The sequence below is a fragment of the Ilumatobacteraceae bacterium genome, from assembly GCA_033344875.1.
GTDB lineage: Bacteria > Actinomycetota > Acidimicrobiia > Acidimicrobiales > Ilumatobacteraceae > Ilumatobacter.
The window spans coordinates 1,725,261-1,747,156 of the sequence record JAWPMO010000001.1; the positions used below are offsets into that span (position 1 = coordinate 1,725,261).

Genomic DNA, 21,896 nt, shown 5'->3' on the forward strand with positions numbered 1-21,896 from the left:
GTCCAGCCTACGTGCCGAGCGGTCGTGTCGCTGTTCGTAGCTCAGGCGCCGAGCGCTGAGCCCTGGAGCAGCACGACGGCCACCTCGGCGCCCGGGGCGAGCCCGTCGCCGTCGGGGACGACCGCGATCGCATTGGCGAGTGCCGTCGCGGCGAGTTGGTGGCTGCCCTGGGCCCGCGCCGACCGCACGTGGCATCGGCCGTCGTCGCGGAACGTTGCGAGCACACGCATCAGGTGCACCTTGCCATCGGGTCGACGTTCGAGCCCGTCGTCGGTGATCGCGACGAGGCTCTGACGTGCCAGCTTGCCGTGTCCCATCATCCGGCGCAGCGCCGGGCGTGCGAGCATCTCGAAGCTCACGATCGAACTGACCGGATTGCCGGGGAGCCCGAAGATCGGCGTGCCGTCGAGTGTGCCGAAGGCGAACGGCTTGGCCGGCTTGATCGCGATCTGCATCCAGTTCATGTCGGCGATACGACCGAGCACGGCCTTGACGACGTCGTAGTCGCCCATGCTCACGCCGCCGCTGCTGACGATCGCGTCGCACCTCCCCGCAGCGTCACGCAGCACGGACTCGAGCGCAGCCTCGTCATCGAGCACGTTGCCCAGGTCGACGACCTCGCAGCCCGACTCGCGGAGCATGCCGGCGAGCATCTTGCGGTTGCTCTCGCGGATCTGCCCCGGGGCGAGCGGACCGCCGTCTTCGACCAGTTCGTCGCCGGTCGACAGCACGGCGACCGTGGCGCGTGGCACCACGGACACGGTGCGCGCGTTGATGCTCGCGAGCACGCCGACGATCGCCGGCGTCACGACCGTGCCCGCCGGGAACAACCGATCGCCGGGACGCACGTCGTCGCCCGCCCGTCGGACGGCGGCTCCGGCGGTGACCGCGGTGTTGATCCGAACCCGTTCGCCGTCGAGCCGCTCGGTCTCCTCGACCATCACGACCGCGTCGGCCCCTGCCGGCATCGGCGCACCGGTCATGATCCGGATCGCCTCACCGGGTGCGAGTTCGCGATCGGTCGCGGCGCCGGCCGCGACCTCGTCGACCACGGGCAGTTCGATCGGGGCCGCAGCGGTGTCGGCAGCCTGTACCGCGTAGCCGTCGACGGCGGTGTTGTCGAACGGAGGCACCTCCTCGGCCGCGACGACGTCGTCGGCCAACACACAGCCCTCGGCCTCGACGAACGACACGGTGACCGGGGCGAGCCTGGGGCAGGCTCCGATCACGAACGACTGGGCATCCTCGAGCGGGGTCACATCGGGCACGGTACCGCTCCCCAGGGTGGCACGGCAGACTGGACCGATGAGCAGCGACGTCACCGGCCACCTCGCACTGCCCGCCGACGGACTCGCAGCACGCTGGGAATCCGCAGAGCACGGCCATGACGTCTCCCTGCGATGGGAGAACGAGGGGTGGACCGCCACGGGGCACGACGCGGCTCACCAGGTCGACTACGTGGTGCGTCTCACCGCGCAGTGGCAGGTCAGCCAGTTCCTGCTGTTCCGCGACCTGGAGGAGGCCGACCTCTGGCTGGGCACCGACGGGCACGGCCGGTGGGGCGAGGTCAACGGGGCACATCGTCCCGACCTCGACGGTGCCACCGATCTCGCGCTCGCCTCCTCGCCGTTCATGCACACGATCCCGATCCGGCGGCTCCCGCTGCTCGTCGGGCACACCGCCGAGATCTCGGTCCTGCACGTCGACGTCGAGACGCTGGGTGTGGTCCCCTCGCTCGTCCGCTACGAACGGCTCACCGAGCGCGGCTGGCGTCACACCCACGCCGGTGCGGTCGCCGAGTTCGACGTCGACGAGTACGGGCTACCGCACGACGTCGGCGACCGCTTCCGCCGTATCCGCTGACGGTCGCTCACCCGGCGACGTCGTCAGAGCGTGGCGAGGTGCGTGCGGATCGGCTCGGACATCTCCGGGTTCTTGAGTGCGAATGCGATCGCCGCCTCGAGGAACCCGACCGGGTTGCCGGTGTCGTAGCGGTCGACGTCGGAGAGCACGCCGGAGAACGGCGAGCGGGCAGCCTGCGCCCGGAGCGCGTCGGTCAGTTGGAGTTCGCCACCGCTGCCGGGGGTCAGCTGCTCGATCTCGTCGAACACGTCGGGCGTCAACACGTAGCGGCCGATGATGATGTACTCGCTCGGCGCCTCGTCGACCGGCGGCTTCTCCACCAGGTCGCGCACCGGGATCACGCCGTCGTCGTCGATCGGCCCCGATGGAGCGAGCACGCCGTACGAGCTGACCTGCTCGCGCGGCACCTGTTTCACACCCACGACGCTGCCACCGGTGCTCGCACACACGCCGTTCATCTGCGCGAGCAGCGACGAGTCGCCCATCAGCTCGTCGGGGAGCAGCACCGCGAACGGTTCGTCGCCCACCGCCTCGCGGGCACACCCGACCGCGTGGCCGAGCCCTCGCGGATCGTCCTGATAGGCGATCGTCACGCGCCAGTCGCGACCGATGCTCGCGAGACGTTCGGCGACGTCGTCCTTCCCCTTCTCCTTGAGCGCCTCGATCAGCGCGTCGTCCGGGGCGAAGTACGCCTCGATCGCCGGCTTGCTCCGACTGCTGACGGCGACGATGTGGTCGATCCCGGCACCGAGCGCCTCGTCGATGATGATCTGGATCGCGGGCGTGTCGCCGATCGGCATCAGTTCCTTCGGCACGGCCTTGGTGGCCGGCAGGAACCTGGTTCCCATTCCGGCGGCGGGGATCACGGCACTACGGACCTGCATGGCCCGGACATTACCGGCACTCGTCACAGGAGACGGGGAGCCTCACGGCGATCACCCGTTCGGGCGTGATGTCGGGCCGACCGGCCGATATCTTGTCCCTCGCCATGCCGACCTACGTGTACAAGTTCATCGACACCGACGAGACCGTCGAGATCCAGCAGTCGTTCACCGACGACACCCTGACCGAATACGCACACCCGGAGACCGGCGAGACCATGCCGGTCAAGAAGGTCTTCCTCCCGGTCGGCGTCACGTTCAAGGGCGACGGTTTCTACAAGACCGACAACCGGTCCGGCGCGAAGAAGTCGGACGGCGCCACCGGCGGCGACAGCGGCTCGAGTTCCTCCGACTCGTCGAAGGGTTCCGACTCCTCGACCTCGTCCGATTCGTCCAAGTCGTCGGATTCCTCCTCGTCGTCGACGTCGTCCGAGTCCACGAAGTCGACCAAGTCGACGAGTTCGTCGAGCACCTCGAGCGACTGACACGTGCTCATCCCACTCAGCGATCGGGCGTCCGAGCTGGGTGCGGAGATCGGGATCATCGGCGGCTCGGGGTTCTACGACTTCGTCGACGACGCCGTCGACGTCACGATCGAGACACCGTTCGGCGACACCGCGGCCCCGATCCGGGTCGGTGACGTCGCAGGACGCCGCGTGGCGTTCCTCCCCCGGCACGGGCGACGACACGAGTTCGCGGCCCACCGGGTGCCCTACCGGGCAAACGTGTGGGCGATGGCCTCGCTCGGGGTCCGCTCGCTGATCGGCCCGTGCTCGTGCGGGTCGCTGCAACCCGATCTGCACCCCGGCGATTTCGTCGTCGTCGACCAACTCGTCGACCGCACATACGGGCGCGCCGACACGTTCCACGACGTCGGTGCGCCGGCGGGGACACCGGGGTCGGAGGGTGCCGTCCACCACCAGGCGTTCGCCGAACCGTACGACGCAGACCTGCGCGCCCACCTGGTCCGGGCTGCCCGCACCACCGGCCGGTCGGTGCACGACGGCGGCACGATGGTGATCATCAACGGTCCCCGCTTCTCGACCCGTGCCGAGAGCAGCTGGTTCCGGCAGATGGGGTGGTCGGTGGTCAACATGACCGGATACCCCGAATCGGTGCTCGCCGCCGAGGCGGGCCTGCCCTACGCCACCGTGGCGCTCGTCACCGACTACGACGCCGGCGTCGACGGCCACGAACCCGTCACGATGTCCGCGGTGTTGCGGGTCATGAACTCCAACATCGAGCGGCTCGGTGCGCTCCTCCACACCGCGATCCCAGCGATCGACTGAGCCGCGGAACCGGCGGGGTGCCGGATAGCGTTCCGGTACCGACTTCCCCTGCTGCATCTCACCGATCAGGAGGGTTCGAATGTCTTCTCCCGCTGTCGTGTCGGCCGCCGCGGTGACGCTGCGCCGACTCCTCGTCAAACACCCGTGGATCTATTGGGCGGTGGTCGGCCTGGCTGCGCTCGGCGCCGGGGCCTCCATGCTCGAACGATCCGATCGCGTCGACGACCGTCGGGCGGCCTGGGGCGAGACCCGGAGCGTCTGGGTGGCGACCGCCGACCTCGCACCCGGCGACCCCGTGTCGGCCGAGCGTCGCGATCTCCCCCGTGCCATGGTGCCCGACGGCGCGACCTCCGACGTCGACGGGCTCACCGCCCGACAGCACGTGGCGGTCGGCGAGATCGTGCACACGGTCGACGTCGTCGCTCCCTCCGGCCCGCAGGCGCTGACGCCCCGTGGGTGGGTGGCGGTTCCGGTCAACGAGTCACCCGTGTCGGGTGCGGCGGTCGGCGACCGGGTGCGCGTGGCGGGTGACGGCGTGGTGCTGAGCACCGACGCCATCGTCGTCGGCCACCACGACGGATCGTCGCTGGTCGCCGTGCCGACCGACGAGGCAGCGGCGATCGCTGCGCTCGCCGACCACGTCGGCGTCACGTTGCTCCTGGTCCCCTGATCAGCGCCAGCCGGCGGCGGCGACGCCGAGCACGACGACGCCGAGGGCGACGCGATACACCACGAACGGCGTGAAACTCCGGGTGCGCACGAGCCGGAGCGTGCCCCACACCGCGGCCAGGCCGGCCACGAAACTCGTCACCACGCCGACGATCATCGGCGTGACCAAACCCTCGGGCACACCGTCGACGATCAGGCCGCCGACCTTCAGCACGACGGCACCGGCGATCACCGGGAGACTCATCAGGAAGCTGATCCGAACCGCCGCGTCGCGATCGAACCCGATCTGCCGGGCGGCCGTCATCGTGATGCCCGAGCGCGACGTGCCGGGATTCAGCGCGAGCGCCTGCGCCGCGCCGACGAGCAGCGCATCCCGGGTGTGGAACTCGTCGACCGGCCGTCGACCGGCGGCACGGTCGGCCCACCAGAGCAGCAGGCCGAAGACGATCAGCGAGATCGCGATGATGTTCGGCGTGCCGAACCGCTCGTCGATCCAGTCCTCGAACAGCGCGCCGACCAACGCGGCCGGGATCGTGGCGACCACCAGCAACCAGGCGATCCGACCGTCGGCATCGACCGGACGTTCCCGGCTCCAGATCAGGCGCACGCCCTCCCGCACGTAGCGGACGAGGTCGTGTCGGAAGTAGAGGACCACGGCGACGAACGTGCCGAAGTGGAGGGCGACGTCGAAGGCCTTGGTGACATCGTCGGGTTGCTCGTCCCACCCGAAGAACCAGCGCGTGAGCACGAGATGACCGCTGGACGAGATCGGGAGGAACTCCGAGAGACCCTGGACGAGCCCGAGGACGATGGCGTGGAGGATCGGCATCGCCGCAGGACCGTATCGTCCTACGATCCCGAACATGACGATCCGACCACGACGCACCCGTCGCATGTTCGTCACCGGCGGCTCGGGGTTCCTCGGTCGCCACATCGTCAACGGACCGGCGAGCCAGTCGTGGGAGGTGATCGCCCCCGGCTCCGGATCGGCCGATCTCCGACATCGCGACACGATCCACGCGTTGATGCGCGACTGGAAGCCGGCCGTGGTCGTCCACACCGCCTACCGCAAGGGGGATCGGGCGACGATCGTCGACGCGTCGGCGAACGTCGCCTGGGCCGCGCGCTCGGTCGGCGCCCGACTGGTCCACGTGTCGAGCGATGCCGTCTTCGCCGGGCAGATCGCCGCGTACACCGAACTCGATCCGCCGGACCCGGTCACCGACTACGGGGCCGACAAGGCCGACGCCGAATCCGCCGTCGCCCAGATCGACCCCGGCGCGGTGCTCGTCCGGACCTCGCTGATCTGCGGGAACGACGAGCTGTCGGTGCACGAACGCGCAGTCCACGATGCGATCGCCGGACGCACGTCACCGGCGTTCTTCATCGACGAGATCCGCAGCCCGGTGATGGTCGGCGACCTCGCAGCGTCGCTCGTCGACCTGGCGACGATGCCCGAGTTGTGCGGTCCGCTGCACCTCGGCGGCCCCGACCCGCTCAGCCGTGCCGAGCTCGCGGTGATGGCGGCCCGACGACACGGCTGGGACGAGTCGCGCCTGCGGTTCTCGACGATCGCCGAGTCGGGCCTCACCAGGTCGTCGAGGGTGGTGTTGGACTCGAGCCGGGCGGCGTCGCACGGCATCGCCGTGCGCGGCCCCGCCGACGTGTGGTGAACACGGCCGATCGAGGCGGAGCGGCCGGACTCAGGCGCCCGACATGGTCACGTCGCCGATCACGAGGCTCACGCCGGCGGCCCGCATCGGCAACCAGTCGATGTCGCCACCGACCTCGACGATGTCGAGCAGCATGCGCTGCAACGTGGACGCGATCGTGAACTCACGAACGGGCTCGGCGACCTCGCCGTTCCGGATCATCAGCCCGGCGGCTCCGGTCGAGAAGTCGCCGCTGATCGGGTTGACGCCCGAGTGGATGCCGGTCACGCTCTGCACCAGCAGCCCGTGGTCGATGCCCGCGACGATCTCGGCCTGCGAGCGGGAGCCCGGCTCGAGCGAGAGCGCCAGGGCACCGACGCCCGGCGTCCCACCGAAGCCGCCCCGCGTCGCATTCCCGGTCGACACGGTGCCGGCCCGGCGGGCCGAATACGAGTTGTGCGTGAACATCTCGAGTCGCCCGTCGGAGATCAGCGCGTTGCGGCGTGCCGCGAGCCCCTCGCCGTCGACGTCGGTCGCCGTGTAGGCGAGCGGGTTCGTCGGGTCGTCGACCAGGTGCACGAACGAGGGGGCGACCTCGTCGCCGAGCCGGTCCTTGAAGAGGCTCCGACCCTTGACCACGGCCTCGCCGTTGAGCGTCGACGAGATGATGCCCAGGAACTGCGCCGTGACGAAGGGATCGAGCACGACCGTGATGCGCTCCGATGCGGGCTTGGTCGCACCGAGCAGCCGGGTCGCCCGCTCGGCCGCCTCGGCGGCGGCCCGATCGAGGTCGAGCGCGGTCGGTGCGCGACCGACGCTGAACCCGAACCCGGTCTGGGTCTCGTCGCCGTCGTCGGCGAGCGTGGAGATGCTGACGTAGCAGCCGTTCTCGCGACCCCACTGCCGGATCCCGGTCGTGGTCGCGACCGCGGTCTCGCCGTAGGCATCGGCGTAGTTGGAGTCATCGATGCGGACCCGGGTGTCGGCTCCGGTGGTCAGGCGCTCGAGTTCCTTGGCGAGCTCGATCTTGCGATCGGTCGGGTAGTCGGCGAGCTCGTCGTTCCAGAGCGGCTGATCGGTGACGGCGACGCCATCGGGCTCGGCGAGTCCGGCCCACTCGTCGACCGTGCCGAACTGCACGTTGTCGCGGGCCTCGGCCAACACCTCGGCGACGGCGGCCGGCTCGAGCGTGCCGGCGTACGCGAAGCCGGTCCGGCCCTCGCTGATGACCCGGACGCCGATGCCTTCGGCCTGGGCGGCCACGAAGTGTTCGACCTCGCCCTCGTACACCCGCACCTCGGTCTCGCCGCCTCGCGACACGAACGCCTCGACGTGTTCGTTCGGGCCGGCCTGGGCGACGACACCGTCGACGATGTCGAGCAGATCGTTCCGCATCACGCTGCCGTCCCGCCGATGGTGAGCGACTTGACCCGCAGCGTCGGTTGGCCGTCGCCGACCGGCACACCCTGGCCGTCCTTGCCGCACGTGCCGGGGTTCCCCATGGCGAAGTCATTCGCGAGCATGTCGATGTCGCGCAGCACCTGCGGACCGTTGCCGATCAGGTTGCCCTCACGCAGCGGCTCGGTGATCTCGCCGTTCTCGATGAGATACGCCTCGTTCATGCCGAACACGAAGTCGCCGGTCGCGGTGTTGACGCTGCCACCGCCCAGGTGGCTCACGTACACGCCCTGCTCGGTCGAGGCGACGATCTCGTCGGGGTCGTCGGGGCCGTCCATCACGAACGTGTTGGTCATCCGCACCATCGGCAGGTGCATGTAACTCTGCCGTCGGCCGTTGCCCGACGGGCCGCGACCGGCCTTGCGCGACCGGATGTGGTCCCACATGTAGTCGGTCAGCACGCCGTCTTCGATCAGCACGTTGCGTCGGGTCGCGTGGCCCTCGTCGTCGACGGCGAGCGTGCCCCACTCCCCCGCCATCGTGCCGTCGTCGACCAGCGTGACGAGCGGTGACGCGACCAGTTCGCCGACCTTGCCGGCGTAGACCGATGCGCCCTTCTGGATGTGGTCGGCTTCGAGGCCGTGGCCGCACGCCTCGTGGAAGAGCACGCCACCCGTGCCGTTCTTGATGACGACGGGCATCGCACCCGACGGAGCGGGTCGGGCATTCAGCTTGACGATCGCCTGGCGGGCGGCGTCGCGGGCGAGCGCGTCGAGGTCGACGTACATCTCGTGCTCGGGGTCGAAGACCTCCCACCCGATCGTGTGGCCCATCGATTGGAAGCCGGTCTGCATGCCGGCGTCGCCGTCGGCGACCGCGCTGATCCGGGCGAGGACCCGGACGATGTCGTCGGTGACGAACACGCCGTCGCTGTTCGCGATCAGTACCCGCTTCCGGCTGTCGCCGTAGCCGGCCGACACCTGCACGATCTCGCCGCCTGCGCTGCGGGCCGCGTCGTCGAGGCGCTGCACCATGGCGACCTTGGTGGCCTTGGGGATCGACTCGGGGTACTGGTCGACGACGTTGACCGGCGTCGGAGCGCTCGGGCTGAGCGCCACCGTGCGCGTCCCGCCGTCGCCGACGCTCGCTGCGGCCGCAGCGGCCCGCGCTGCTTCGGCGAGACCTTGCTCGCTCAGGTCGCTGGAGTGTGCGAACCCCGTGGTCTCGCCCTTGATCACCCGGATCCCGGCCCCACGATCGCGACCGGAGGTGACCTGTTCGATGCGCCCGTCGTCGAGCGACACGGAGGTGTTGCGTTTGTCCTCGGCGTAGATCTCGGCGAAGTCGGCACCCGTCCGGAGTGCGACCCCCAGCGTGCGTTCAATGACGTCCTGATCGATCACGACGATGAAGCCTACGGGCCGTCGGCCGGGTGAACGTCACACGACCGTCACCTGTCCTGTTCGTGTCTCGCAGCCGACCGGGCGTTAACGTGGCGATCCGTGAATGCAGCGGTCGGACTCAAAGGCGAGGCACGCCTGGTCGTCGGTGACACCGACACGGCCATCGCGCTGGGCTCGGGCGACGTGGAGGTGCTCGGCACCCCTCGTCTCGTGGCGCTGTTCGAGCAGGCCACGATCGACGCCCTGCGCGGCGTCCTCGACGACGGGCAGTCCTCGGTCGGCATGCGCGTCCAGGTCGATCACCTGCAGCCGACCCCGGTCGGCGCGGAGATCGTCGTGGAAGCCTCACTCGACAAGATCGAGGGTCGTCGCATCACCTTCACGGTGACGGCGTCCGATTCCGGCGGCCTCGTCGCCGCCGGCAAGGTGACCCGCGTCATGATCGACGTCGACAAGTTCATGTCGAAGTGCTGCAGCGCCGACTGATCACCGGCCTGCTGGCCGCTGCCGCCGTCGTCAGCGGATGCGCGCAGGCCGACGGCACCGAGAACGGTGCCATCCGCGAGAACGTCATCGAACCGGGCCTCGATGCGATCGACGAGTCCCGAATGCTGGCGTGCGGTTCGGAGGCATCGAGCTTCCGCACCGTGCTGGAGGTCTACGAAGTCCGAGAGGGCGAGCCCGCGCCCGACGAGGCAGCCCTGATCGCGGGCGACTACGTGCGCGCCGAGTCCGAGTTGTGGGACGTGGTCGACGGTGAACTGGTGCCCCAGGACCCCGCGTGCGGCGACGTCCCGACCACGATTCCCGCCGCCGAGATCGTGACCGACGCCGGGGCCGGCGAGGCGCTCACCGTCGACAGCGTGTTGGCCGACTTCACCGACGACGACATCGCATCGTTCGGCGGGCCCGACTGCGCACGCCAGCTCGCCGTCGTCTTCGCCGGCGCCTCGCAGTACGCCGCGATCGAGGGCGTCGAGCCCGACACGATCGCCCAGGTCGAAGCCGCCGGCCTCTTCGCCGAACCCGTCACGATGTGGGAGGTCGTCGACGACACGCTCCGCCCCACGGCCGACTCGGCGTGCCTCGACTTCGTCGCCGCGGACGTCGACGAGCTGCAGGCGCAGCGGTGTCGGGTCGAGGCGAAGACGCTGACGGTCGCCCGCGAGGCCTATGTCGCCCAGTTCGGCACCGAGCCGACCTGGCAGGACCTCGTCGACGAGTCGCTCGTGCGCGAGCCGGACCCCGGGGCGGAGCTCGCCGTCGAACTGGTCGACGGCATGGTCCGCCCGGTCGCCGGTGGTTCGTGCGACGGCATCGACCTCACCGCCCCTCCTCCGCCGAGCGCGGACGATTGTGCGACACAGCGACGCACGCTGGAGGTCGCGATCGAGGCGTTCTTCGCCCAGAACGGCGTGCTGCCCGCGACCCAGGGCGATCTCGTGACGAGCGGGCTGCTCCGCATCGAGTTCGAGCAGTTCGACCTGGGCGACGGCGCCGAGGTCGTCGCCGTGCCCGACGGCGTCTGCGGCTGACCCCGACCCGACTACCGGAGGCCCTGCCACCGGCGGTAGCGTCGACCCGAGATGTATCTCGAACACATCAACGAGCCGGCAGACCTGCGCGGCCTGTCGATCGACGAGCTGGGCGCGCTCGCCGGGGAGATCCGCGACTTCGTCGTCGAGGCCGTCTCCAAGACCAGTGGCCACCTCGGCTCGAACCTCGGAGCGGTCGAGCTCTCGCTGGCGCTGCACCGGGTGTTCGACTCGCCGACCGACGCGATCCTCTGGGACACCGGGCATCAGGCGTACGTCCACAAGATCGTGACCGGACGTCGCCATCGGTTCGAGTCGCTCCGCCAGGGCGATGGCCTGTCCGGCTACCCGAGCCGCGAAGAGAGCCGGCACGACCACATCGAGAACAGCCACGCCTCCACGGTGCTGAGCTACGCGTACGGCATGGCCGTCGCCCGCGACGCCGGGGTCGACGACCACCGTCACATCGTCGCCGTGATCGGTGACGGCGCCATGACCGGCGGCATGGCCTACGAGGCCATCAACAACCTCGGTCACAGCAAGCGGCGCGTCATCATCGTGCTCAACGACAACGGCCGGAGCTACGCACCGACCGTGTCGAACCTCTCGGCGAACAGCCAGGGCACCGACGCCCGCTCGAACCATCCGAGCATCCCGGCCAAGCTGACCGACAAGCTCGCTCACGCACTCACCGACATCCGCCTCAACCCGGTGTACGTCCGCCGGCAACGCCGGATCGAGGACTTCCTCGCCAACCTGCCGGCGATCGGCCCGCAGGCCGAGAAGGCGATGGAGGGCTTCAAGGCCGGCGTTCGAGAGTTCCTGCAACCGCCGGCCTTCTTCGAGTCGCTCGGGGTGCGGTACGTCGGCCCGTTCAACGGTCACGACATCGCCGAGATGGAGGCCGCGTTCCGCAACGCCGAGCAACTGTCCGAAGAGGGCCCCATCGTCGTCCACGTTCTCACGCAGAAGGGTCGCGGTTACTCGCCGGCCGAGGACGACGACGAGAAACACCTCCACGACGCACCGGTGTTCGACCCGGTCGTCGGGCCGCCCAAAGCCGTGCCGACCGGCTACACGCAGGCTTTCGCCGAGGGGGTGATCAAGGTCGCCGAGCGTGATCCGCGCATCGTCGCGATCACGGCAGCGATGCCGGGTCCGACCGGCCTCATTCCGTTCCAGGAGCACTTCCCCGACCGGTTCTTCGACGTCGGCATCGCCGAGCAGCACGCCGTCGCCGGTGCCGCCGGCATGGCCATGTCCGGCCTGCGACCGGTCGTCGCGATCTACTCCACGTTCCTGTCGCGGGCCTGGGATCAGGTCGTCTACGACGTGTCGATGCATCGCCTGCCGGTCATCTTCTGCCTCGACCGTGCGGGCATCACCGGACCCGACGGCGCCAGCCATCACGGGTTGTACGACATGGCACTGCTCTCCAAGGTGCCGGGCATGCGCGTGCTGGCCCCGTCGAGCGCGCAAGAGCTCCAGCAGATGCTCGACGACGCCGCCGGTCTGGCCGACGCCGGTCCGGTCATGATCCGGTACCCGCGAGGCGCCGCGCGGCAGGTCCCCGAGCACGAGGTCGGCACCGGCCTCCACGCCCGCCGCAACCGTCAGGGCACCGACGTCTGCATCCTGGCCGTCGGCCGCATGCTCGAGCACAGCCTCAAGGCGGCCGAAGCGCTCGCCGCCGACGGCATCGACGCCACCGTCTGGGACGTCCGCTCGTGCGCACCGCTCGACCCCGACATGATCGCCGACGCCGCCTCCCACCCTGCTGTCGTCACCGTCGAAGACGGGATCCGCGCCGGCGGTATCGGCATGGCGATGCTCGACCAGATCGGCACGATCGCCGCGGCGGTGCCGGTCACCGTGCTCGGCGTGCCGACCCAGTTCGTGAACCACGGCGACCCCAAGCAGATCATGGCTCGACTCGGGCTCGACGCCGCCGGCATCGCCGGCGCGGCTCGCGACCTGCTCGACCGGTCGGCATGACCGACGGCATCGCCGCCGAACTCGGCTTCGCGCTCTCGCTCGCCGACACCGCCGACGCGTTCACGCTCCCGCGTTTCGAGCAGGCCGACTTCACCCTCGGCTGGAAGGACGACCGGTCGGAGGTCACCGAGGCCGACCGTGGCGCCGAGGCGCTGCTGGCCGAGCGTGTCCTGGCCGAACGGCCCGACCACGGGTTCTTCGGCGAAGAGCATGGCGCCCAGGGCTCCGCCGAGTCGCCGTGGCGATGGGTCGTCGACCCGATCGACGGCACGTCCGGGTTCGTCCGCGGTCTCCCCGTCTGGGCCACGCTGATCGCCCTCACGCACGCCGAACGAGGCGTGGTCGTCGGTGTCGTGTCGGCGCCGGCCCTCGGACACCGCTGGTGGGCCGGCCTCGGCCTCGGAGCGTTCGCCGATGGCTCGCGGTGCCACGTGTCCGACGTCGCCGACCTGGCGGACGCACAGGTCAGCGTGACGTTCAACGACGGGTGGGACGATCTCGGGCTCAGCGGTGAACTCGTCGCGATCGCTCGGGCAGCGCGACGAGCGCGCGGGTTCGGTGACTTCTGGCAGCACTGCCTCGTCGCCGAAGGCGCCCTCGACCTCGGGATCGATGCGGTGGGTGTCGCCCCCTACGACATCGCCGCCGTGCGGATCATCGTCGAAGAAGCCGGTGGCGTGCTCACCGACCGGTTCGGCAACGCGACCCACGAGCACCCGACGGCGATCAGCAGCAACGGCCGATTGCACGAGCAGGTCGTCGCCCGCCTGAACCGCTGATCGCGCCGCTCACCCGTCGTCGATCGACACGACCGTGGTCGTCGTGATCACCTCGTCGGCCGCAGCGGTCATCACCACGGGCATGCCCGGGTGTTCGACCGCGAACCAGCAGGTCATCGCCTCGGTGTCATAGCGGAGGCACTCGAGCTCACCGAGCGGTGTCTCGATGGTCTCCCACGAGCGCTCCGCGGCCGCAACGGGGAACGAGGCGTGCGACTGCAGGTCGACCCATGCGGTGCGGAACGTCATGGGCTCGCCGGCGGCGTTGCCGTCGGCGTCGAACGTGTCGAGCCGCATGGTCACGCCGGCCTCGTCGCCGTCGAGGAACGTGGTCCGCCGGCGTGACGTGACGGCGTCGTCGTCGGTGGTGGTGGTGGTCACGGTCTCGACGGTGTGACCGTCGGGTGTTGCGTCGCGGATCTCGTCGGCGCTGAACGGCGTCGGCAGGTCGGTGTCGGCGAGGCGGCGGGCGTCGTCGCCCGGTCGTCGGAGCGTCACGACAAGATGAAGCAGAACTCGTTGCCGCCCGGGTCGGCCATCACCTGGAACGACCCGTCGCCTTCGTCGACCACGGGTCCGATCTTGCGGGCGCCGAGCTGCTCGGCCTCGTCGACCGCCGTGGTGAGATCGTCGACCTCGACGTCGATGTGGATGCGGTTCTTGCCCGACTTCGGTTCCGGCACACGCTGGAACCCGAAGTAGAACCCCTCGTCGTCGCCGTCGAGCACGACCCAGTCCCGGCTCTCGATCTCGACCTCACCCCCGATGAGCGCCTGCCAGAACCGCGCGAGCGCCTCCGGGTTGGAGCAATCGATGACGATCTCGTGCAGCGAGCCGATGGCCATGGCGGTACCGTACGCCGGATGGGCACGCCGTTCCAGGTCACGATCGATTGTGCCGACGCCGATGCCATGAGTCGGTTCTGGTCGATCGCGCTCGACTACGTCGAGGAGCCACCGCCCGCCGGCTACCTGTCATGGGAGGATTTCCTGCGCGCGAGCGGGATCCCGACGCCGGCGGCCGGTTCGATCAGCGCGATCGTCGACCCCGACGACATCGGTCCTCGCATCCTGTTCCTGCGGGTGCCCGAACCGAAGACCGTGAAGAACCGTGTCCACCTCGACATCCGCGCCGGTCGCAGCGACGACGCCAAGCACACCAAGATCGAGCAACTCGTCGAGGCCGGCGCCACGGCCGTGCGCCGCGTCGACGAGCACGGCGGATGGTGGATGGTGATGACCGACCCCGAAGGCAACGAGTTCTGTGTCACCTGATCGCGATCTCCGACCGGCCAGTCGCGCCATCCGGTCCGGCCGTGGGGCCAGCGGGGCGTCGCTCGCTCCGGCACTGTGGGCGTCGAGCGTCTGGGAGTCGTCGTGCCTCGACGACGCCAACCGACGCGCCGTCGCCACCCGCGCCGACGAGTTCTACGGCCGCTACGGCAACCCGACCGTGCGGTCGTTCGAGCAGGCGATCGCCGAACTCGAAGCCGCGGAGGACGCGCTCGCCTTCGCGAGCGGGATGGGCGCCATCGCGTCGACCGTGCTCGCGCTCTGCTCCTCCGGCGATCACATCGTCGCCGCGAAACAGTTGTATGCCGGGACACTCGCCTTCCTCCAGGGCCCGTGCGCTCGCTTCGGCATCGAGACCACCCTGGTCGACGGCACCGAACCCGGAGCCTTCGCCGCTGCCGTGCAACCCGGCCGCACGACGATGGTGATCGCCGAGACACCGTCGAATCCACGGCTCGAGCTGTGCGATCTCGACGAGCTCGGCTCGATCATGGGCCCGTTCACCGTGGTCGACTCCACGTTCGGCACACCGCTCGGTCAGCAGCCGCTGGCTCACGGCATCGACCTCGTCCTGCACTCGGCGACCAAGGGCATCGCCGGGCACAACGACGCGACGTTGGGGGTGATCGCCGGCGAACGCGAACTCGTCGATGCCGTCTGGGCCTACGCGGTGCTGCACGGCGCGATGGCGTCGCCGTTCGACTCGCTCAACGCACTGCGCGGCGTTCGGACGTTGGCGGTACGCACCGCACACCAGTCGGCGTCGGCGGGCCGTCTCGCCGCGTGGCTCGAAACCCACACCGACGTCGCTGCGGTCCACTATCCGGGCCTGGCGTCGCACCCGCAGCACGAGCTCGCGGCTCGACAGATGCGCCAGTTCGGCACCGTGCTCGCGTTCGAGCACGCCGGCGGGCGCGATGCCGTCTCCAAACTATTCGACGGGCTCGAACTCGCGCGCTGTGCCACATCGCTCGGTGGGCCGGAAACGCTCGTGTGCCATCCGATGACCACCACCCACGCCAGCCTCTCGCTCGACGAGCAGCGGTCGATGGGCATCACCGACGGGCTGGTGCGGGTCAGCGTCGGCCTCGAAGACACCGACGATCTGCTCGCCGACTTCGAACGCTCGCTGGTCTGATTCCGATGTGGAGTCTGGTGGTTGCCGTCGCGTCCGCGTTCGGGGTCGTGTTCATCGCCGAACTCGGCGACAAGACCCAGCTCCTCGCGCTCGGGTACGGCGCACGCCACGGCCTTCGCACCGTGGCGCTCGGACTCACGCTCGGATACGCGGCAGCAGGGGCGATCGCCGCGCTCGTGGGCGGGCTGCTGGGGGCCACTTTGCCGGAGCGCCCGGTCGGTCTGGCGGCCGGCGCCCTGTTCCTGGTCTTCGCGGTCTTGGCATGGCGTGATCTCGACCACGACGACGAGGAATCGGGCGGCGAGGACGACGGGCAGCCGACCCGGCGGCTCGGTGCCCGCAGCGTCGTCGCTTCGATCGCCCTCACGATCGCGATCGCGGAGTTCGGTGACAAGACGCAGCTCGCGACCGCCGCCCTCGCCGCTCAGGCCAACCCGTTCGCGACGTGGCTCGGCGCCACCGGGGGCGTGGTCACCGCCGGGATGCTGGGAGCGGTCGCCGGGAGCCGGATCGGTCAGCGGATCGAACCGCGCAAGATCCAGATCGCTTCCGCGGTGCTGTTCGCCGGATTCGGCGTGGCGTTGATCGCTGCCGCCTGGTGACGCCGATCAGCGGGCGCGTCAGCTGTAGAAGGGGTTCTCGCCGGTCGAGTGGTCGGTGAGGTCCTTGACCCGCTCGATCGCCGGGATCTGCTCGCTGAGCATCGTCTGGACACCCTCGAGCATGGTCATCTTGCTCATCGAGCAACCGTGGCACCCGCCGCCCATGGTCATGAACGCGGTGCCCTCGCCGTCGTGCCCCATGTAGGTGACGAACCCGCCGTGCGCGGCGAGCGCCGGGTTGACCTCGGAGGACACCAACGCCTCGATCTCGGCCGAGAGTTCGTCATCGCGGGTCAGGCCCTCGATCGACGGCGCCTGCGGTCGGTTGGGGTTGCGGATGACGAGACCCTGCGTGTCGGTGTAGTCGAGCGTGGCATCTTGCAGCAGCTCGACGTCGTCGCCCGGCACGATGATCTTGATCGATTCGTCGTTGGCACCTTCGTGCGTGCGGACCTCGTCGGTGAAGGCTGCCTTGAGGTACTCGTCGAAGCTCAGGTCGTAGCGAAAATCCTCGCCGGGCTCGGACGCGATCGAGAGCCGGAGGCCGAGCTGGTCGGCGTCGGATTCGTCGGCCCGGAGCTCGATCAGTTTGCCGAGGGCGGCCTCGGTGATCGAGATGATCGGGCGGCTGGCCGTCTGGCCGTCGCCGCCACCGGACGCCAATGCTTCGAGCGGACTCATGTGGTTGAGGCTACCGTCGGACCTGATGAACGCCGAGCCGACCCGCACCACCGACTGGTACCTCGACCACCTCGCCGCCGACACCGAACGGTTCGCAGCGCTGTTGGAGACCGCATCGACCGATGTGCCGATCGCGGCGTGTCCGGGCTGGGACGTCCTCCGCCTGGCCGAGCACGTGGGGCAGATCCATCGCTGGGCCGAGTTCTGTGCGACCAACGGCCGACCACCGACCGCCGACGATCCGCCGCTCGAGGCGTTCGAACCCGAGCGCGCCGCCGGCTGGCTGCGTGACGGGGCGGCCGGACTCGCCGCGACCCTGCGCGGCCTCGACCCGGCGGGCCCGACCTGGCATCCGTTCCCGACCGACCAGGTCGGGGCGGTGTGGCCACGCCGCCAGGCCCACGAGACGGCCGTCCACCGCTGGGACGCCGAGCGCGCGGTCGGTCTCGACGCCGAGTTCGACGCCGATCTGGCGAGCGATGGCATCGACGAGTACTTCGAGCTGGCGATCCCGCGGCTGATCACCGGACGCGGCATCACGGTGCCGGCCGGCTCGTTGCACGTCCACTGCACCGATGTCGACGGTGAATGGCTCGTGTGGTCGGAAGCCGGCGACTACCACATGATCCGAGCCCATCAGAAGGGCGATGCAGCGCTCCGTGGACCGGCCGCACCGATCCTGCTGCGGTTGTGGGGTCGCGAGAGCGGGCGCGACGACGAACTCAGTCCGGTGGGCGATGAGTCGGTACTGGCCGACTGGCTCGCCATCGCCGGCATGTGACCCACGGGAAACAGCCCAGCGCCGGCTCGCATCACCGAACGCGCCGATACATTCCCGGGCGTGAGTGTCTGGGACGAATCTCCGTTGCCGCCGCCACTCGCCGGAACCCCTGCCGAACCGCCACCGGAAGGGCCCCCTCCGACGCTCCCCGATCGCGACCCGGGCGACGAGCCGACCTCGCGGCGCATCCTGGGGTTGCCCTGGGGCGTCGCGGCCGTGTTCGGTGTGGTGATCTGCCTCCTGATCGGTGGCGTCATCGCGTTGACGGGCGGCTCGACACCCGACGATGTCACCCCGGCCGGCGCCCCGTCCACCATCGGGATCGCCGACGACACCTCGACCACGGCGGCGCCGAACACCGCGGCCCCGGTCACCGCGGCCCCGGTCACCACGGCACCGGTCACCACGGCTCCGGTGGCAGCGGCGACGACGGTCGCGCCGAGTACCACCGCAGCCTCCACCAGCTCGACGACCAGCACCAGCACCACAACCAGCACCAGCACCACGACGGTCCCGCCGACGTCCGTCGCCACCACCGACCCGTCGGGCCTCGATCCGGTCACGGTCACCGCGGCCGATGGACGGTCGCTGACGGTGACACCGAGGCTCGACTCGTGCAGCGGCGGCGACGAGTGCCTGGTGGTGGCATTCGCCATCGAGGGCTTCGCCACCCGTCCCCGGATCTTCGTGTGCGAGTTCGCCAGCGGCAACCGCTATGAGTTCCGGTTCGACAGCGACCGCGTCGGCACCGCGTGCTCGACCGGCGACGTCCCCGATTCGATCGTGGTCGAGGTCGACGGCCTGCGGAGCGACCCGATCACGATCTCCGACTGATCGCGCTCAGCGGGTCCGCATGCTGTCGGCGCCCCCGTCGACGACGATCCGCTGTCCGGTGAGGTACCCGGCACCGTCGCTGCACAGGTACGACACCACGTCGGCGACATCCGACGGTTGGCACACCCGGCCGAACGGGAAGCTGGAGTCCAGCTCACGCAGATCGTCCATCTCCCGCTTCGCGTAGATCGCGCGAGCGAGCCGGACGCCCATGTCGGTCTCGACCAGTCCGGGAGCGACGATGTTCACGTGGATGCCGTGCGCGAGTTCCTCCTTGGCGAGCGTGAACGCCAGCGACTCGATCGCGGCCTTCCCCATGCTGTACGGCGCCCCGTTGGCGCCGTGGCTGTGGGCGGCGACCGACGAGATCATCACGATGTCGCCCCGGTCGCCCTCACGCATCCCGGGCAGCACGAGCCGGCACGCGTGGTGCGCCCCCACCGCGTGGGTGTGCAGCACCCGAAGCAGTTCGTCCGGGTCGGTGTCGGCGACCGATCGGCCCCGTGAGGCGATCCCGGCGTTACAGACGAGCAGGTCCACCGGTCCCAGGTCGGCGGTGATCTGCCCGATCATCGTCGACATCGCATCCGCATCGTCGACCGAGGCGCCATAGGCGCGAGCCACACCGCCGGACGACTCGATCGCCCCGACCGTGGTCGCAGCGGCTTCGGCGTCACGTCGATAGTTCACCGCGACGGCGGCCCCCTCGGCCGCGAGTCGTTCGCTGATCGCGCGTCCGATGCCCCGACCTCCGCCGGTCACGAGGGCGATCCTGTCGGAGAGGGGTCTGTCGCGGCCGGCCATGTGACCACCTTGTCAGGTGATCGACGACCGGAGGAAGGCGGCCGTCACTGGTTTCGACGAGCCGCCGACACCCGGCGCGACCGAGCACTGACCAGGCCATGCAGGCACCGACGACGTACGGTTCAGCCGTGAGCGAATCCGTTGACCTGATCATCCTGGGCGACGTCGTCGTGACGATGGCGACCGACGGCGACGATGTTCGAGATGGTGCCGTCGCCGTCCGGGGCGGGCGGATCGTCGCCGTCACCACCGCCGCCGAGGCCGCCGAACGCTTCGTGGCCGCCGACACGATCGGCGGACCCGGCACGGTCGTGCTGCCCGGACTCGTCAACGCTCATCAGCATCTGACGGGCGACCGGTTGATCAGCTCGACGATCCCCGACGACCTCGGTCTCGGCGATGCGCTCGAACAGTGGGCACTTCCCTCCCACGAAGCGCACACCGGTGATCTCGACCAGATGTCGGCGACGCTGTCGCTCATCGAGTCCGTGACGAACGGCATCACGTTCACCGTCGAAGCCGGAACGGTCGCACATCCCGGCCGTGTGCTCGCCGCGTTCGACGCCGTCGGTGTCGGCGGGACCCTGGGCTCGTGGGGGTGGGACGTCGAGGGCGGCACCCACGCCGGCTCGGTCGACCAGGTCCTCGACCGCCAGCGGCACGTGATCGACCTCACCGCCGGCCACCCCAGGGTCGATGGTTGGGTCACGCTGGTCGGACACGACCTGATGAGCGACGATCTGGTCAGCGCAGCGGGCGAACTCGCCCGTTCGAGCGGCACGGGCTTCACGTTCCACATGTCGCCGAGCGGCTCCGACGCGATCGCCTACCGCAAGCGCGTCCACCGCCGCCCGCTCCAACACCTCGCCGACCTCGGTGTCCTCGGCGATCATCTGCTCGTCGCCCACGCGGTCCACATCGACGACGCCGAACTCGACCTCGTCCTCGACCACGACGTCGCCGTCGCATCGTGCCCGTGGGCCTATCTCCGACTCGGGCAGGGCATCAGTGGCTCGTTCCACCACCCCCGCCTCATCCACCACGGCGGCCGCGTCGCGCTCGGTTGCGACAGCGAGAACGCCGGCGACGCGATCGACATCTTCGCCGCGGCACGCCTGTTCGCAGGGCTCGCCAAGGACACGCGCGGCGAGCCGACCGCCTTCTCGGCCCGACAGGCCCTGCGCCTGGCGACGATCGACGGCGCCCGTGCGCTCCACCTCGACCACGAACTGGGATCGCTCGAGGCAGGCAAGCGGGCCGACGTGGTCGTCGTCGACACCACCGGACCGGCGTGGACGCCGCACGCCGACGATCCGACGCTGGCCGTGGTGTGGGGCAGCGACGGACGAGCGGTCCGCGATGTGGTCGCGTCGGGCCGGGTCGTCGTTCGGGACGGGGCCTGCGTGACGGTCGATCACCGTTCGCTGGCCGCCGAAGCGCAAGAAATGCACCGGCTGCTGGTATCCAAGTGTGGTGCGCATCCTCGTAACGAATGACGACGGCGTCCTCGCGCCGGGCATCCTCCCCCTCGCCCAGGCGATGACCGAACACGGTGACGTCACCGTCGTTGCCCCCGACTCGGAATACTCGGGTGCCGGGGCCGCGATCGGCGCGATCTGGGAGCGGGTGCCACACGTCACCCGCCACCGACTCGACGGGGTTCCGGCAGCGTGGGCGGTCAACGGCCCGCCGGCCCTCGCCGTCATGTACGCCCGGCTGGGTGCGTTCGGCGGCCAGTTCGACCTCGTGGTCTCGGGCATCAACCCGGGAGCGAACGTGGGCCGGTCGGTGTACCACTCCGGCACCGTCGGCGCGTGCCTGTCAGGCCGCAACGGCGGCTGGTCGGGCATCGCCGTGAGCCAGGCGTCGACCGGTTGGGGTGTCGAGGGTCAGGCCTGGGACGCGTCGCACCAGAAGTGGGAGACGGCGGCGACCGTCGCCTCCGAGTTCGTACGCGGCTACCTGGAGGAACCACCGACCGACGTGGTGATCGCGAACATCAACGTGCCGAACCTCGAACTGTCGGAGATCGACGGCTGGGCGATGACCGAGGTCGGTGGTCTGCCACCCCGGTCCATGTCGCAGGCCACGCTGGTCCCCCGCGAGGGTCAGCCCGACGAGTTCGACGTCGATGTCAGTTGGGGTGAGCCGGTCGAGCTGCCCGAGCACACCGACGGCGGCACGATCGAACGCGGCAAGGTGTCGGTGACGTACCTGACCCGGCTCCAGGCCGAACCCCGGAGCGATCTCGGCTCGGCCGAGGCGGCGCTCGACCAGCTCCTGAACTGAACCTTCGACCG

The 21,896-nt window shown here is 69.9% G+C and carries 25 protein-coding genes; 16 read left to right on the top strand and 9 right to left on the bottom strand.

The window, feature by feature from the left end:
- Window positions 1–41: 41 nt before the first annotated feature.
- Window positions 42–1,259, bottom strand: a complete 1,218-nt coding sequence (locus tag R8G01_08165) for a molybdopterin molybdotransferase MoeA (protein MDW3213952.1) — start codon at window positions 1,257–1,259, stop codon at window positions 42–44.
- Between the two features lie 46 nt (window positions 1,260–1,305).
- Here R8G01_08165 and R8G01_08170 point away from each other — a divergent pair, with 46 nt between their 5' ends.
- Window positions 1,306–1,863 carry a putative glycolipid-binding domain-containing protein gene (locus tag R8G01_08170; GenBank protein ID MDW3213953.1) on the top strand — a complete coding sequence of 186 codons (558 nt, stop codon included), beginning with the start codon at window positions 1,306–1,308 and terminating at the stop codon, window positions 1,861–1,863.
- 23 nt (window positions 1,864–1,886) lie between these two features.
- Here the strand turns inward: R8G01_08170 and R8G01_08175 are convergent, their stop codons facing one another.
- Complete coding sequence (locus R8G01_08175) at window positions 1,887–2,747, bottom strand: UTP--glucose-1-phosphate uridylyltransferase (protein ID MDW3213954.1); 861 nt, start codon at window positions 2,745–2,747, stop codon at window positions 1,887–1,889.
- A 104-nt stretch (window positions 2,748–2,851) separates the two neighbouring features.
- Between R8G01_08175 and R8G01_08180 the strand changes: the two genes are divergently transcribed.
- The 3 genes from R8G01_08180 (at window position 2,852) to R8G01_08190 (ending at window position 4,703) form a co-directional block, all read left to right on the top strand.
- Window positions 2,852–3,229 (top strand): FmdB family transcriptional regulator, encoded by a 378-nt coding sequence (locus R8G01_08180; protein MDW3213955.1) that lies wholly within the window; start codon window positions 2,852–2,854, stop codon window positions 3,227–3,229.
- Between the two features lie 3 nt (window positions 3,230–3,232).
- The gene (locus tag R8G01_08185) at window positions 3,233–4,033 is read left to right on the top strand and encodes an S-methyl-5'-thioadenosine phosphorylase (protein MDW3213956.1); all 801 of its coding nucleotides are present in this window, start codon (window positions 3,233–3,235) and stop codon (window positions 4,031–4,033) included.
- Between the two features lie 79 nt (window positions 4,034–4,112).
- Window positions 4,113–4,703 (top strand): hypothetical protein, encoded by a 591-nt coding sequence (locus R8G01_08190; GenBank protein MDW3213957.1) that lies wholly within the window; start codon window positions 4,113–4,115, stop codon window positions 4,701–4,703.
- On the opposite strand, the gene R8G01_08195 is transcribed toward R8G01_08190, so the two are convergent.
- Window positions 4,704–5,531, bottom strand: coding sequence for an undecaprenyl-diphosphate phosphatase (locus tag R8G01_08195; GenBank protein MDW3213958.1), 828 nt, complete (start codon window positions 5,529–5,531; stop codon window positions 4,704–4,706).
- A 34-nt stretch (window positions 5,532–5,565) separates the two neighbouring features.
- Between R8G01_08195 and R8G01_08200 the strand changes: the two genes are divergently transcribed.
- Window positions 5,566–6,375, top strand: coding sequence for a sugar nucleotide-binding protein (locus R8G01_08200; protein ID MDW3213959.1), 810 nt, complete (start codon window positions 5,566–5,568; stop codon window positions 6,373–6,375).
- A gap of 30 nt (window positions 6,376–6,405) precedes the next feature.
- On the opposite strand, the gene R8G01_08205 is transcribed toward R8G01_08200, so the two are convergent.
- Entirely contained in the window at window positions 6,406–7,749 is a 1,344-nt protein-coding gene (locus R8G01_08205) for a TldD/PmbA family protein (GenBank protein MDW3213960.1), read from the bottom strand.
- A complete protein-coding gene (locus R8G01_08210; protein MDW3213961.1) occupies window positions 7,749–9,155 on the bottom strand; it encodes a TldD/PmbA family protein in 1,407 nt (468 codons plus the stop codon). Before R8G01_08210 ends, R8G01_08205 begins: the two co-directional genes overlap by 1 nt.
- Window positions 9,156–9,254: 99 nt before the next feature.
- Here R8G01_08210 and R8G01_08215 point away from each other — a divergent pair, with 99 nt between their 5' ends.
- The 4 genes from R8G01_08215 to R8G01_08230 are packed head-to-tail and all read left to right on the top strand — an operon-like array spanning window position 9,255 to window position 13,464.
- Entirely contained in the window at window positions 9,255–9,641 is a 387-nt protein-coding gene (locus tag R8G01_08215; GenBank protein ID MDW3213962.1) for a hotdog domain-containing protein, read from the top strand.
- Window positions 9,623–10,690, top strand: a complete 1,068-nt coding sequence (locus R8G01_08220; GenBank protein ID MDW3213963.1) for a hypothetical protein — start codon at window positions 9,623–9,625, stop codon at window positions 10,688–10,690. The genes R8G01_08215 and R8G01_08220 overlap by 19 nt, the downstream gene beginning before the upstream one ends.
- A gap of 51 nt (window positions 10,691–10,741) precedes the next feature.
- Complete coding sequence (locus tag R8G01_08225) at window positions 10,742–12,685, top strand: 1-deoxy-D-xylulose-5-phosphate synthase (GenBank protein ID MDW3213964.1); 1,944 nt, start codon at window positions 10,742–10,744, stop codon at window positions 12,683–12,685.
- On the top strand, window positions 12,682–13,464 hold the full coding sequence (locus R8G01_08230; GenBank protein ID MDW3213965.1) for an inositol monophosphatase family protein: 783 nt from the start codon (window positions 12,682–12,684) through the stop codon (window positions 13,462–13,464). Before R8G01_08225 ends, R8G01_08230 begins: the two co-directional genes overlap by 4 nt.
- A 9-nt stretch (window positions 13,465–13,473) precedes the next feature.
- Here the strand turns inward: R8G01_08230 and R8G01_08235 are convergent, their stop codons facing one another.
- Window positions 13,474–13,962 carry a hypothetical protein gene (locus tag R8G01_08235; protein ID MDW3213966.1) on the bottom strand — a complete coding sequence of 163 codons (489 nt, stop codon included), beginning with the start codon at window positions 13,960–13,962 and terminating at the stop codon, window positions 13,474–13,476.
- The gene (locus tag R8G01_08240) at window positions 13,959–14,309 is read right to left on the bottom strand and encodes a VOC family protein (protein MDW3213967.1); all 351 of its coding nucleotides are present in this window, start codon (window positions 14,307–14,309) and stop codon (window positions 13,959–13,961) included. The genes R8G01_08235 and R8G01_08240 overlap by 4 nt, the downstream gene beginning before the upstream one ends.
- A gap of 18 nt (window positions 14,310–14,327) precedes the next feature.
- Between R8G01_08240 and R8G01_08245 the strand changes: the two genes are divergently transcribed.
- The 3 genes from R8G01_08245 to R8G01_08255 are packed head-to-tail and all read left to right on the top strand — an operon-like array spanning window position 14,328 to window position 16,496.
- Window positions 14,328–14,738 carry a VOC family protein gene (locus tag R8G01_08245; protein MDW3213968.1) on the top strand — a complete coding sequence of 137 codons (411 nt, stop codon included), beginning with the start codon at window positions 14,328–14,330 and terminating at the stop codon, window positions 14,736–14,738.
- A complete protein-coding gene (locus R8G01_08250) occupies window positions 14,728–15,894 on the top strand; it encodes a PLP-dependent aspartate aminotransferase family protein (GenBank protein ID MDW3213969.1) in 1,167 nt (388 codons plus the stop codon). Before R8G01_08245 ends, R8G01_08250 begins: the two co-directional genes overlap by 11 nt.
- A gap of 5 nt (window positions 15,895–15,899) precedes the next feature.
- Window positions 15,900–16,496 carry a TMEM165/GDT1 family protein gene (locus R8G01_08255; GenBank protein ID MDW3213970.1) on the top strand — a complete coding sequence of 199 codons (597 nt, stop codon included), beginning with the start codon at window positions 15,900–15,902 and terminating at the stop codon, window positions 16,494–16,496.
- Window positions 16,497–16,514: 18 nt separating this feature from the next.
- On the opposite strand, the gene R8G01_08260 is transcribed toward R8G01_08255, so the two are convergent.
- A complete protein-coding gene (locus R8G01_08260; GenBank protein ID MDW3213971.1) occupies window positions 16,515–17,177 on the bottom strand; it encodes a NifU family protein in 663 nt (220 codons plus the stop codon).
- A gap of 25 nt (window positions 17,178–17,202) precedes the next feature.
- Here R8G01_08260 and R8G01_08265 point away from each other — a divergent pair, with 25 nt between their 5' ends.
- Window positions 17,203–17,958, top strand: coding sequence for a maleylpyruvate isomerase family mycothiol-dependent enzyme (locus R8G01_08265; GenBank protein MDW3213972.1), 756 nt, complete (start codon window positions 17,203–17,205; stop codon window positions 17,956–17,958).
- Between the two features lie 60 nt (window positions 17,959–18,018).
- Window positions 18,019–18,792 (top strand): hypothetical protein, encoded by a 774-nt coding sequence (locus R8G01_08270; GenBank protein MDW3213973.1) that lies wholly within the window; start codon window positions 18,019–18,021, stop codon window positions 18,790–18,792.
- A 6-nt stretch (window positions 18,793–18,798) separates the two neighbouring features.
- On the opposite strand, the gene R8G01_08275 is transcribed toward R8G01_08270, so the two are convergent.
- The gene (locus R8G01_08275) at window positions 18,799–19,596 is read right to left on the bottom strand and encodes an SDR family oxidoreductase (protein MDW3213974.1); all 798 of its coding nucleotides are present in this window, start codon (window positions 19,594–19,596) and stop codon (window positions 18,799–18,801) included.
- 128 nt (window positions 19,597–19,724) lie between these two features.
- Between R8G01_08275 and R8G01_08280 the strand changes: the two genes are divergently transcribed.
- Window positions 19,725–21,092 carry an amidohydrolase family protein gene (locus R8G01_08280; protein MDW3213975.1) on the top strand — a complete coding sequence of 456 codons (1,368 nt, stop codon included), beginning with the start codon at window positions 19,725–19,727 and terminating at the stop codon, window positions 21,090–21,092.
- On the top strand, window positions 21,070–21,885 hold the full coding sequence (surE, locus tag R8G01_08285; GenBank protein ID MDW3213976.1) for a 5'/3'-nucleotidase SurE: 816 nt from the start codon (window positions 21,070–21,072) through the stop codon (window positions 21,883–21,885). Before R8G01_08280 ends, surE begins: the two co-directional genes overlap by 23 nt.
- The last annotated feature ends 11 nt before the right edge of the window (window positions 21,886–21,896 follow it).

Excerpts from the sequence above, each read along its gene's own strand:
- R8G01_08170 (MDW3213953.1), top strand. The coding sequence starts at position 1,306 with ATGAGCAGCGACGTCACCGGCCACCTCGCACTGCCCGCCGACGGACTC.
- R8G01_08175 (MDW3213954.1), bottom strand. The coding sequence starts at position 2,747 with ATGCAGGTCCGTAGTGCCGTGATCCCCGCCGCCGGAATGGGAACCAGG.
- R8G01_08180 (MDW3213955.1), top strand. The coding sequence starts at position 2,852 with ATGCCGACCTACGTGTACAAGTTCATCGACACCGACGAGACCGTCGAG.
- R8G01_08190 (MDW3213957.1), top strand. The coding sequence starts at position 4,113 with ATGTCTTCTCCCGCTGTCGTGTCGGCCGCCGCGGTGACGCTGCGCCGA.
- R8G01_08195 (MDW3213958.1), bottom strand. The coding sequence starts at position 5,531 with ATGCCGATCCTCCACGCCATCGTCCTCGGGCTCGTCCAGGGTCTCTCG.
- R8G01_08200 (MDW3213959.1), top strand. The coding sequence starts at position 5,566 with ATGACGATCCGACCACGACGCACCCGTCGCATGTTCGTCACCGGCGGC.
- R8G01_08205 (MDW3213960.1), bottom strand. The coding sequence starts at position 7,749 with ATGCGGAACGATCTGCTCGACATCGTCGACGGTGTCGTCGCCCAGGCC.
- R8G01_08225 (MDW3213964.1), top strand. The coding sequence starts at position 10,742 with ATGTATCTCGAACACATCAACGAGCCGGCAGACCTGCGCGGCCTGTCG.
- R8G01_08230 (MDW3213965.1), top strand. The coding sequence starts at position 12,682 with ATGACCGACGGCATCGCCGCCGAACTCGGCTTCGCGCTCTCGCTCGCC.
- R8G01_08240 (MDW3213967.1), bottom strand. The coding sequence starts at position 14,309 with ATGGCCATCGGCTCGCTGCACGAGATCGTCATCGATTGCTCCAACCCG.
- R8G01_08245 (MDW3213968.1), top strand. The coding sequence starts at position 14,328 with ATGGGCACGCCGTTCCAGGTCACGATCGATTGTGCCGACGCCGATGCC.
- R8G01_08255 (MDW3213970.1), top strand. The coding sequence starts at position 15,900 with ATGTGGAGTCTGGTGGTTGCCGTCGCGTCCGCGTTCGGGGTCGTGTTC.
- R8G01_08260 (MDW3213971.1), bottom strand. The coding sequence starts at position 17,177 with ATGAGTCCGCTCGAAGCATTGGCGTCCGGTGGCGGCGACGGCCAGACG.
- R8G01_08265 (MDW3213972.1), top strand. The coding sequence starts at position 17,203 with ATGAACGCCGAGCCGACCCGCACCACCGACTGGTACCTCGACCACCTC.
- R8G01_08275 (MDW3213974.1), bottom strand. The coding sequence starts at position 19,596 with ATGGCCGGCCGCGACAGACCCCTCTCCGACAGGATCGCCCTCGTGACC.